The 11,332-nt window shown below is 68.0% G+C and carries 9 protein-coding genes; 5 read left to right on the forward strand and 4 right to left on the reverse strand.

What is annotated here, in order from left to right; all coding sequences use genetic code 11:
* Positions 1-15: 15 nt before the first annotated feature.
* A complete protein-coding gene (locus J2X58_RS14630; protein ID WP_090058972.1) occupies positions 16-846 on the reverse strand; it encodes a DUF72 domain-containing protein in 831 nt (276 codons plus the stop codon).
* Positions 847-945: 99 nt separating this feature from the next.
* Between J2X58_RS14630 and J2X58_RS14635 the strand changes: the two genes are divergently transcribed.
* A complete protein-coding gene (locus J2X58_RS14635; protein ID WP_090058970.1) occupies positions 946-1,566 on the forward strand; it encodes a response regulator transcription factor in 621 nt (206 codons plus the stop codon).
* 93 nt (positions 1,567-1,659) lie between these two features.
* On the opposite strand, the gene J2X58_RS14640 is transcribed toward J2X58_RS14635, so the two are convergent.
* On the reverse strand, positions 1,660-2,157 hold the full coding sequence (locus J2X58_RS14640) for a hypothetical protein (RefSeq protein WP_090175117.1): 498 nt from the start codon (positions 2,155-2,157) through the stop codon (positions 1,660-1,662).
* A 175-nt stretch (positions 2,158-2,332) separates the two neighbouring features.
* On the opposite strand from J2X58_RS14640, the gene J2X58_RS14645 reads away from it, so the two are divergent.
* The 3 genes from J2X58_RS14645 to bla all read left to right on the forward strand — a co-directional run bounded on the left by J2X58_RS14645 (position 2,333) and on the right by bla (position 6,538).
* Positions 2,333-4,546 carry a TonB-dependent siderophore receptor gene (locus J2X58_RS14645; protein WP_310049039.1) on the forward strand — a complete coding sequence of 738 codons (2,214 nt, stop codon included), beginning with the start codon at positions 2,333-2,335 and terminating at the stop codon, positions 4,544-4,546.
* A gap of 2 nt (positions 4,547-4,548) precedes the next feature.
* Positions 4,549-5,625: a PepSY-associated TM helix domain-containing protein gene (locus J2X58_RS14650; protein WP_310049040.1), complete on the forward strand. Its 1,077-nt coding sequence runs from the start codon at positions 4,549-4,551 to the stop codon at positions 5,623-5,625.
* 118 nt (positions 5,626-5,743) lie between these two features.
* Positions 5,744-6,538 carry a subclass B3 metallo-beta-lactamase gene (gene bla / locus J2X58_RS14655; protein ID WP_310049042.1) on the forward strand — a complete coding sequence of 265 codons (795 nt, stop codon included), beginning with the start codon at positions 5,744-5,746 and terminating at the stop codon, positions 6,536-6,538.
* 75 nt (positions 6,539-6,613) lie between these two features.
* Here the strand turns inward: bla and J2X58_RS14660 are convergent, their stop codons facing one another.
* Both J2X58_RS14660 and ligD read right to left on the reverse strand, forming a co-directional pair.
* Positions 6,614-7,504, reverse strand: a complete 891-nt coding sequence (locus J2X58_RS14660) for an acyltransferase (RefSeq protein ID WP_090058958.1) — start codon at positions 7,502-7,504, stop codon at positions 6,614-6,616.
* Between the two features lie 69 nt (positions 7,505-7,573).
* On the reverse strand, positions 7,574-10,129 hold the full coding sequence (gene ligD, locus J2X58_RS14665; RefSeq protein ID WP_310049043.1) for a DNA ligase D: 2,556 nt from the start codon (positions 10,127-10,129) through the stop codon (positions 7,574-7,576).
* Between the two features lie 177 nt (positions 10,130-10,306).
* Here ligD and J2X58_RS14670 point away from each other — a divergent pair, with 177 nt between their 5' ends.
* Positions 10,307-11,254 (forward strand): fimbrial protein, encoded by a 948-nt coding sequence (locus J2X58_RS14670; protein ID WP_310049044.1) that lies wholly within the window; start codon positions 10,307-10,309, stop codon positions 11,252-11,254.
* The last annotated feature ends 78 nt before the right edge of the window (positions 11,255-11,332 follow it).

Genomic DNA, 11,332 nt, shown 5'->3' on the forward strand with positions numbered 1-11,332 from the left:
AAGGAAAGGCTGCGATTATGCGCCGTCGGTAAGTCTACGCAGTGCGACCGCGGCCGAGGGATTGCGGACCTTCGCCGCGGCGATGAAGAACACGAAGACGTCGCGCGGTGCCGACGGAGCCTCGATGGCGGCCACGTGCGGCAGCGCTTCCGGATCGCCGCCCGCCGCCCATGTCGCGGCATGGTCCGCCCACGTGCGTAGCGCCTTCGGTGTGTAACCGGTCGCCCGGTCGGCGACGCTCCGCATGAGGCGGGCGTAGATGAAGGGGCCCGTGATGTCCGCCATCGACGGGTAGTCCTCCGAGTCGGTAAAGACGGTGGCGACGCCGCGCTCGCGCGCGAGCGCCACCCAGCGTGGATCGAGGAAACTCTCGTGCCGCACCTCCACCGCATGGCGCAGGCGCAGGCCGCCGTGCTTCTCCGGCAGCAGATCGAGGAAGGCGGCGACGTCGTCCGGATCGAAGCGCCGCGTCGGCAGGAACTGCCAGAGCAACGGGCCCAGCCGGTCGCCGAGGGCGACGGCGCCGTCGAGGAAAGCCGCGATGCGCGTGCCGGTGGCGGCCAGCGATTTCGTCTGCACGATGTGCCGCGGCGCCTTCACCGAGAAGACGAAGCCCTCCGGCGTCTGCGCGGCCCATCGGGCGTACGTGGCGGCGTCGGGCGCGCGGTAATAGGTGCCGTTGATCTCGATGGCACCGACATGCGTGCTCGCGTATTCGAGCTCCCGCTTCTGCACCAGGCCCTCGGGATAGAACGGGCCGCGCCAGGCGGGAAATACCCATCCACCCATGCCGGTGCGGATGCGTCCCGACGCTGGAGCGCCGGCCTTGCTGCGTTTCGTCGCCATGATCACGATGCTCGCAACGGTTGGAGGGTACGTCCTTACACGCTTGTCGCCAAAAGATTGCGCGATACTCGTCCCTTTCGAGTTTCCCGACTGTGAACCATGGCGCCCATACGAATCCTGACCGTCGATGACCATCCCCTCCTCCGCGAGGGCATCGCGGCGGTACTCGAGGGCCATGACGGGCTGGAGCTCGTCGCCGAGGCCAGCACGGGCGAGGAAGCCATCGAACGCTACCGCGAGCATCTCCCCGACCTGACCCTGATGGACCTGCAGATGCCCGGCATGGGTGGCATCGCGGCCATCGAAGCGATCCGCTCGGAGTTTCCGGAGGCGCGGATCCTGGTGCTGACCACTTACCGTGGCGACGTGCAGGCCCTGCGCGCGTTCCGGGCAGGCGCGCAGGGTTACCTGCTCAAGAGCGAGCTGCGCAAGGACATGCTGGCGACCATCCACCAGATGATGGAAGGCAAGCGCCGCATTCCGGAGGAAATCGCGCAGGAGATGGCGGGCCACGCCGAGGACGACGAGCTGACCCCGCGCGAGACCCAGGTGCTCACCCACGTGGCTCGCGGCGAGGCCAACCGGGATGTCGCCGGGGCCCTCGGCATCGCCGAGGAGACCGTCAAGGCGCACATGAAGAGCATCCTGGCCAAGCTCCAGGCCAACGACCGGACGCACGCGGTGGCGATCGCGCTGCGGCGAGGGATCATCGAGCTCTGAGGCGCTAGCCGATACCTTTGCCGCCGCCCCACCGAAGGGTGGGAGCCGATCGCATCGGCGATCCCGCGGCAGCGGGCCCGTGCTCGACGGGGCTCAGGAAAGCGCCGTCGGCTGCTCGAACGGCATCGGCACGGCGCCGGTCGCGACGACCGCCCTGTCGGCCCGATCCTCCGCCTCGCCGTCGGCATCGACCACCAGCAGGATGCGGCCCGACTCGATCGTTTCCTCGAATTTCTGCCGCACGGGATCGGGCGACGAGGCGCCCATGAGCGCGGCCGTCCATCCGCCCACCAGCGCACCAGCGGCGCCGACCGCGAACGCGCCCGCGATCGTCACGCCCAGCGGCGGGATCGCCATGGCCACCAGTCCGGCCAGCAGACCTGTGACGCCGCCCTCGGCCAGCCCGCGCACGGCGGCCGGCTTGAAGTCCGTATGTTCGTCCTTGTCCTTCTCCGGGATGCGGTCGAGTTCGATGTCCGACCGGGCGATGAGCGACAGGTCCTCGTCGGGAACGCCGGCCTGCCGCGCGGCGGCCATGGCCGCACGGGCGCTGGCGAGGTCGGGCGTGCTGTAGACACGTCGGGTTTTCATCGCGGCTCCTGAGGATGAGGTCGCTCCGATGGTTCCGTCGCGTGGGTCGAACCGGTGTGACGGGACGATCAAGCGTGTCGCTCCCGACGGTTACGAATGAAACCGATCATGTAATTGCTCTGAGAATCATTCGCACTTACGATGGCCGCTTTTCGCCCGAGCAAAGGCCGCGTTCATGCCGTTCCCCCCCACCGCCCTCGCCTTCGCGCTGGCCGGCGTCCTCGCCGCCGCCCACGCACGGGCCCAGGACGCCGCCCCGCCGCCCGCCACCGAGCTGGAGGGCATGAAGGTCGTCGGCGACTGGCTGGGCGAGGCCTCGCGGAACGTCGTCGAAAATCATCCCGGCGCGCGTACCGTGGTCCGTCGCGAGCAACTGCGCGAGGCCGGGGCGATCAACCTCCGCGACGCCCTGCGCCGGATTCCGGGCGTGCAGGTGCAGGAGAGCAACGGCACGGGCGGCAGCGACGTCTCGCTGAACGTCGGCGTGCGCGGCCTGACCGCGCGACTCTCCCCTCGCTCGACGATCCTGCTGGACGGCGCTCCGCTCGCCGTCGCGCCGTACGGCCAGCCGCAGGTCTCGATGGCGCCGGTGGGCCTCGGCAACCTCCAGGCGGTGGACGTCGTGCGTGGCGGCGGTTCCGTGCGCTACGGGCCCCAGAACGTCGGCGGCATCATCAACTTCGTCACGCGCGACATCCCGCGGGACTTCGGCGGCACCGCCGGCGTGCAGTTCCAGGGCGGCGAGCACGGCGGCATCCGGACGAATTCGAACGTCCTCGTCGGCGGCACCACGGCGAACGGCCTCGGCGTGGCGCTGCTGTACAACGGCCTGCACGGCCCCGGCTTCCGTGAGCGCGAAGACAACGAGAGCATCGACGACCTCATGCTCAAGGCGAAGTACGCGATCACGAACGACGACACACTCACCGGCAGCATCCACCACTACGACGGCCAGGCGGGGATGCCGGGCGGCCTGAACCAGGCGGATTACGACGCCGACCCGTTCCAGTCGCGCCGCCCGTTCGACGATTTCCACGGTCGCCGCACCGACTACGTGCTGAAGTACAGCCATGTCGACGATCGCCGCAGCTTCGAGGTGCAGACGTACTATTCCGACAGCTTCCGCGGCAGCCACATCGAAACGATCACGGCGAACGCCAACGGTACGTACGCCCACCAGCTGATCGCCTATCCGCGCAACTACCACGTGTTCGCGATCGAGCCGCGCTATTCGCAGCTGTTCGACTGGGGTCAGGTGACGCACGAGGTCGGCGTCGGCTACCGGTACACGAGCGAGGCGATGCACGAGCGCACGCTGCGCAACAACCGCTACGTCTCGAACCTGCCGTACACGCCCTACGACAGCTTCCCCTACGGCGGGCCATACGTGCTTTCCGGCGACAACACGGGGAGCAACGAGGCGCACGCGTTCTATCTCGACGACACGATCAACGCCGGCAACTGGACGACCACGCCCGGCATCCGCTACGAACGCATCGACAGCGAGTGGCAGGCGCATCCGGGCGGCACGGTGATCGTGCGTGGGCCGACGTCGCGCCAGAAGGATTACTCGAAGCCGTTGCCGTCGCTCAACGTGATCTATCACCTCGACGACGCGTGGAAGCTCTACGCGAACGCCGAAACCTCGTTCGGTTCGCTGCAGTACTTCCAGATCGGCCAGAAGGATTCGAACAATCGCTTCGCGGCGGGACTGAAGCCGGAGACGGCGCGCACGTACGAGATCGGCACGCGCTACGACACGAAGGCCTGGGGCGGCGAAGTCTCGCTGTTCCGCATCAACTTCGATCACGAGCTCCAGCTCGTGGGCCGCCTGCCGAACGTGCCCGATTCCTACGAAGGCTGGACGAGCCTCGGTGCCACGACGCACAAGGGCATCGAATCCGCCGCGCACGTCGACTTCGGCGCTTTCAGCGACGCGCTCGAGGGCCTCACGCTGTGGGGCACCGCGACGTACACGCACGCCTTCTACAAGCATGGCTCGTTCGCCGGAAAGGACCTGCCGTTCTACTCTCGCCGTACCGCGAACCTCGGTCTGCGCTACGGCATCGCGCAGTGGACGTTCAACCTCGATGCCTTCTCGCAGTCGCGCCAGCATTCGCCGGGCTCGCCCAGCTTCGATCCCGCGAACCCGACCGCGTACGTCACGGAGCCCTCGCCCGAGGGCGATCTCGGTGACATCCCCGGCTGGACGACGTGGAACGCGCGGGCGGAATACGCGTTCGGGCCCGCATACTCGAACCTCCGCCTCGGCCTCGGCGTGAAGAACCTCGCCGACAAACGCTATTTCACGCGCTCGACGGACAACAACGACGGCATCTACGTCGGCCAGCCGCGCACCTTCTTCGTCCAGGCCTCGGTGGACTTCTGAGCATGAGCTCGCACCCGCGCAGGTTTCGCAGCACGCTCAAGACCCTGCATCTCTGGCTGGGCCTGAGCCTCGGCCTCGTGCTGGCGCTGGTGACGCTGTCCGGCAGCGTGCTGCTGTTCGAACAGCCTCTGTTCGCGGCCGGCCACCCGGAACTGGCATCGCGACCGCTGCCCGACCTGGCGACGCAGGGGCGTTCGCTGCGGGCGATCCTCGCCTCGGACGACGGCAAGGCGTTGCGCGGATTCTCGCTGCCCGACGCGGAGCTGCCGGTGTGGGAAGGCAACGAACGTGGCGGCAACCGCGTGTACTTCGATGCGACGACCGGCGAGCGTCTGCTGCGGCGGACGAAGTCGGGCGACGGGCTGCTGACCCTGCTCGACTGGCATACCCACCTGCTGTCCGGCGAAGTGGGCGAAACGGTGCTCGGCGTGGTCGCCTGCACCGGGCTCTTCATGCTGTTCTCGGGCGTGTGGCTCTACTGGCCGGGGCGACAGCGCGCGCTGCGGCACCTCAAGCCGCACGCGAACCCGCCCATCCTGCGCTGGGCGAGCCTGCACCGGTTCGTCGGTGTAATCGCCCTGCCCCTGCTCATCGTGATGATCGGCACCGGCACCACGATGGCCTACCGGGGCGCGGTGCGGAGCGGCCTGGCGTCGGCCTTCGGCGAACGCCCGCCCGCGCGACCGCCGAAGATCGCGCCTAGTGCCGCGCCGATCGACTGGCCCGCGGTGCTCGCCGCCGCGCAGGCGGCGGCGCCAGACGCCCGGCTCACGCGGGTGACGCTTCCCGCGAAGGACAACGGCACGGTGGTGCTGCGCATCCGGCGACCGGGCGAATGGAATCCCGCGGGACGCAGCTCGTTGTGGCTCGATCCGGCCACCGCGACGGTGATCGGTGGCGACGACGCGACGAAGCTCGGTCCCGGTGGACGTCTCGCCAACGCGCTCTTCCCGATCCACTCGGCGGCGATCGGCGGCCTGACGTGGCGTGTCGTGGCCTGCATCACCGGGCTGTTGCCGATGTTCCTTCTGGTGACCGGATTCCTGTTCTGGCGCGCGCGGCGCAGGCACAAGCGCTGAATCGGCGCCGACGCGCGCATCGGAACTCGCCGCAAGAACCCGTTCGCGCCATGGCGTCGCCACAACCGCGTCCCACGCGGCGTCCTATGCTCCCGACGCCAATGCCAAGGAGATCCGCATGCGCCGCACCCTGCTCGCCCTCGCCACTGTCATCACCCTGCCCGCCGCCGCGGACACCAACCCGCTGTGGACGCAACCGGTCGCTCCGCATGCGATCTACGGCGACACGTACTTCGTGGGCATGAAGGGCCTCTCCGCGATCCTGGTGACGTCGCCGCAGGGGCATGTGCTCATCGATGCGCCCATGGAAGCCAACGTGGCCACGATCGAGGCGAACATCCGCAAGCTCGGCTTCCGCGTGGAGGACATCAAGGTGATCCTCAATTCCCACGCCCATTTCGATCATGCCGGCGGCATCGCGACGCTGGCGAAGGACAGCGGCGCGGTCGTGCGCGCCACCGCCGCCGGTGCGAAGGAGCTTCGCCTCGGTGGCGACGATCCGAGCGATCCGCAGCATGGCGAGGCGCCGCTGTTCGCGAAGGTGGATGCGAAAGGCGATGTCGCCGACGGCACCGTGGTGCGCGTGGGCCCGCTCGCGCTCACCGCGCACATCACGCCGGGCCACACGGCCGGTGGCACCGCCTGGACGTGGCGGTCGTGCGAGAACGGCGCGTGCAAGACCATCGCCTACGTCGACAGCCTGTTCGCGTTCTCGGCCGACGGGTATCGCTACAGCGACCACCCGGCGTTCGTCGCCGCGTACCGCAAGACGTTCGATCGCGTCGCCGCGTTGCCGTGCGACATCCTCGTCACGCCGCATCCGGAGCAGGGCGAAGGCAAGACGTGCGGGGAATACGCGGACGCCGGGCGCAAGCGACTCGACGAGAAGCTGGCCCAGGAAGCCGGGAAGTAACCCGGGTCACCGGCGCCGTGCCCGCTGCGGCGGGATGGCCGATACGATCGGCGCCCGCCTGCCGGTGGTGGGTGGCTAGGCGCCGAGCATCGCCCCGATGCGCGCATCCTTCTCCGCCCACAGTGCGTTGATCCACAGCTGGAAGCGCTCGCGGAACGCCGCGTCGTTCTCGTAATCGCCGCGCATGGCGGCGGGAATCGGCAGGCGACGGATGTGCATGCGCACCTCGCGGATACGGCCCGCGATCATGTCCATCATCGTGGCGGGGCCATCCGGATACACGATCGTCACGTCGAGGATCTGCCGGATCGCATCGCCCATCGCGTCGATCACGAAGGCGACGCCGCCGGCTTTCGGCTTGAGCAGGTGCGCGTAGGGCGATTGCTGCGCGTCGTGCTTGGCGCGCGTGAATCGCGTGCCCTCGGTGAAGTTCATCACCGAGACGGGCAGGTGGCGGAACTTCTCGCATGCGCGCCGCGTGGCGTCGCGGTCCTTGCCGCGGAGTTCCGGCCGTGCCTCGAGCTGCTGGCGCGAATGACGCTTCATGAAGGGGAAATCGAGCGCCCACCACGCGGGTCCGAGCAGCGGCACCCAGATCAGCTCGCTCTTGAGGAAGAAGCGCATGAACGGAATGCGGCGGTTGAACACCCGCTGCAGCGCGGGGATGTCGACCCAGCTCTGGTGGTTGCACACCACCAGATAATTCTCACGATACGAAAGCCCCTCGTCGCCTTCGACGATCCAGCGGGTTCTCGTGAATGCGCCGAACAGCCAGCCGTTGAAGCCGAGCCAGCTCTCCGCGATGCCCACCAGCATGGCGCCGATCGACCGACGCACCGCCTGCACAGGCACCAGCAGGCGCAGCAGGGTCAGGGCGAACAGCGGCAGCACGTGCAGCACGGTGCTGACGATGAGCAGCAGGCAGGCGAGGGGGACGCGCAGGAAGGTCGGAAGCGAGGCGAACATGGGTAACGGGATGGGGAAGATGCACGGAGTCTACATGACCCGCCCTCGACGCCCCGCACCGACGGGGCGTCAGTCCCCGAGCTTGTCCGCCACGGATGCCAGGTCCTGAACCACCGTGTCGATGCCTTCCCAAGGGTCCTTCCTGAGACGTGCCAGCCGCTTCGGCACACTGTGGATGTCGAAGGCGTTGCCGGATCTCACCTTGCCCAGTTCGTCCCAGCGCAGGGGCACGGCCACCGGCGCGCCCGGCCTTCCGCGCAACGAATAGGAAGCGACCGCCGTGGCGCCGCGCCCGTTGCGCAGGTAATCCACATAGATCCTGCCGTCGCGGAAACGCTTCGTCGCCGTGGACACGAATTCCAGCGGATGCATGGCCGCCATGGCTTCCGCGAAGCCGCGCGCGAAGGTCTTGACCGTGTCCCATCCGGCCCCCGGGTTCAATGGCACGACCACGTGCAGGCCCTTGCCACCCGTCGTCCGCACGAAGGAGACGAGGCCCAGCTGGTCGAGCAGGCCGCGCACGAGCCGAGCGGCCGCGATGACGCGCGGCCAGGCCACGTCGTCGCCGGGATCGAGATCGAACACCACGCGATCGGCGATGTCCGGCGAGGCGACGTGCGAGCCCCAGGGATGGAATTCCACGGCGGCGAACTGCACGAGTTCGATGAGGCCCGCCTCGTCCCGCGGGTACAGATACACCGCCTGCGCGCCGGTCTCTTCCTTGAGCTTCGCGGTGCCGACGTGGTCGAGTCCGGCCATCACGTGCTTCTGGAAGAAACACGGCGAACCGATGCCGCCCGGGCAGCGGATCGTCGACGTGGGCCGGTCCGCGATCGGCGGCAGGATCCATGGCATCACGGCGCGGTAGTAGTCCACGACCTGTTGCTTCGTGATGCCGTCGTCGGGGAACACGACGCGATCGGGATGCGTGATCACGACGTCCTCCGCGCGCCCGGCCGGCGCCGTGACGGCGGGCGCGGGGCGGCTCTTGCGTGCGGACGTCGCCGCTGGCGTCGCTCGATCGGAATCGCGGAGGTCCTTCGGTGTCTTGTCGACGCGCAGCGTCTTCAGGCTCGGCTGGCGCAGCAGGTTCTTGTTGCCGATGCCGCGGTAGTAGACCTCCGCGACCGCGGTCGGCAGCACCCACAGGGCACCGCGCAGTGTGGGATCGATCGCGTCGATGCGCACGGTGGGCTTCTTCGAGCCGCCTTTCGCGAGGGTTTTGCCCAGATCGCGCAGCATCTCGTCGGTGAATCCCGTGCCCACGCGCCCCACATAGGTCCAGCCACCGTCCGCATCGGGGCGCGCGAGCAGCAGCGACCCGAACGCGAGCCGCGATCCTTTCGCCGGCGTGTAGCCGACGACGGCGAACTCGTCGCTCTCGAGGCGCTTGATCTTCTGCCAGTCGTCACCGCGTCCGGGGTGGTACGGGCCGTCCGCCCGTTTCGAGATGATCCCTTCGAGCTTCTGTTCCATCGCCATGACGAACACGTCGTCGCCATGGCCGACGGTGTGGGCGCTGTAGGAGAGATGAGCGGGAGCATGCGCGAGGATCCGTTCGAGCAGCGCCTTGCGCTCGACGAGTGGCACCCGCGTGAGGTCGTAGCCTTCGAGAAAGGGCACGTCGAAGAGCATGTACACGAGCGGTGCGTTGGCTTCGCCGGACAGCGTCTTCTGCAGCGCGTTGAAATCGCTCCGGCCCTGCGCGTCGAGCGCGATCAGTTCGCCGTCGAGTCGCAGGCTGTCGAAACCGAGGCGCTCGACCGCCTGCACGATCTCCGGCAGGCGTTCGTTCCACGGCAGCGCGTTGCGGGACCACAGGGACGCTTTGCCCTTGGCCACGCCCGTGAGGATGCGATAGCCGTCCCACTTCACCTCGTGCAGCCATGCGTCGCCCTGCGGCGGCGACTCGCGCAGCTTCGCCAGCTGTGGGGCGAAGAACGCGGCATCGGGCTTCGCCTTGCGCGCGCCCTCCAGCGCGGCCGCCTGCTTCGCAAGCGTCGCGACGCTCACCTTCCGGCCCTTCGGCGGTGCCTTCTTGCGCGCCGTGGATGCCTTCGCCGCCGCGCGCAGCGCCGGTGTCTTCGCCGCGCGGCGCGTGCTTTCTCGCATCTTCGCGTCCATCAGGTCATCGGCCTCGACATCGCCCGCGTATTCGTCGTCCACCTTGATGAGGAACCAGGCGGGCTGGCGCTCCTTCCTGCCGCTGCGCACGAGATGCCAGCTGCCTTTCAACCGTTCGCCGAACAGCTCGAACGCGAGATGACCCTTGGCGATCTGCGCCTCCGCATCGCCGCGAGTGGCCCAGACGCCTTTGTCGAAGAGATCGACGTGACCCTTGCCGTAACCTTCATCGATATCGCCTTCGAAGGTCGCGTAAGAGACCGGATGATCCTCGACCTCCACGGCGAGCCGCTTGACCTTCGGATCGTAGCTCGGCCCTTTCGGTACCGCCCAGCTACGCAGCACGTCGCCCACCTGGAGGCGGAAATCGAAATGACGCCGGGACGCGTGATGCAATTGCACGACGAAGATCGCGCGCCCGCCGGCGCCTGCGGAATCCTCGGGCGCCGGTTCGCGCGTCTTGCGGAAGTCGCGCTTGCGTCGGTAGTCCTGAAGGCTCATGCCTGATGGTTTGCCGCCACGCGTGAACGCGCTGTCGAAAACACCGACGGCGCGTCATCCCCTTTTGCGAAAGATCGTATGGAACGCGTGGTCGCGCCTGCGGACCATGGCCCCTCCGGCCCGCGACGGCCTGGTCGCCCCGGAACCATCCCCACCCCCGCACAAAGGTACCGCAACATGTCGATCCGCCTCGTCGGACTATCCTCGTCCCTGCTCTTTCTCGCCGTGCTTTCCCCTGCGGCTTACGCCGGCTGCACCAGCTACGCGTCGCAAGGCAGTGCGCAACGCCTCTCGTTCGGAACCGTGAAGGTGCCTCGCGACGCCCCGGTGGGAAAGGTGCTCGCCGAGACCACCACCGTCGCCTGGACGGGCGGTAGCGGCAAGTGCTCCAGTCCACGGCGCACCGCGGCCCTCGGCATCTTCAGCAAGCCGAGCGCGATCGGAAACAAGACCTACGAGACGAACATTCCCGGTATCGGCATCCGCCTTTTCCATTACGGGTTCGGGGACAACAACAATCCCGTGCCGGACGATTTCCAGTACGGCTGGAACTTCAGTGCGCAGGTCATCAGGGGGCACTTCCGCGCGCAGCTGGTGAAGACCGCGGAGAACGTCGGGTCCGGCGACCTGACGACCGGTACCGTCGCGCAGGCGGGATTCGATGGTCATCGGCAGATATGGGCGGACCTCGTCAATACGCAGATCGTGCCGGAGAAACCCACGTGCGCCTTCGCCGCGAAGCAGGTTCGCTTCGACCTCGGCCAGATCGACGGCAGCATGCTCCTGTCCCAGGGATACAGCCCATGGGCGAACCAGTCGTTGGTGACGACGGGATGCACCGGCGCCACGGAGATGTTGCTGACGTTCGCCGGCGCGGCCGACGAATCCGCACCATCGCTGTTCCGTCTCGACAACAAGGGCGCGGGCGCCGCGGGCGGCGTCGCCGTGGAATTGCGTAGCGTTCAGCCGGATGAGCAGGCACTACCCAATGCCGCTCCGATGGCGCTCCCGACGACCGACGAAGGACGCGCCTACGGATTCCGGGCCCGCTACCGGAGCACCGGAGAGGCGATCACGCCCGGAATCGCCAACGCGAGTGTCACCGTCAACGTCGCGTATCGTTGAGTCCGGCGAAGCACGTGGAGCCTGCTCCAGAGTTGTCGGAGGTGGGATATCCCGGCTAACGTCGCCGCTTGTCTCCTT

Origin of the sequence: Luteibacter sp. 3190, assembly GCF_031456385.1 — a bacterium.
In the GTDB taxonomy this organism is placed as follows: domain Bacteria; phylum Pseudomonadota; class Gammaproteobacteria; order Xanthomonadales; family Rhodanobacteraceae; genus Luteibacter.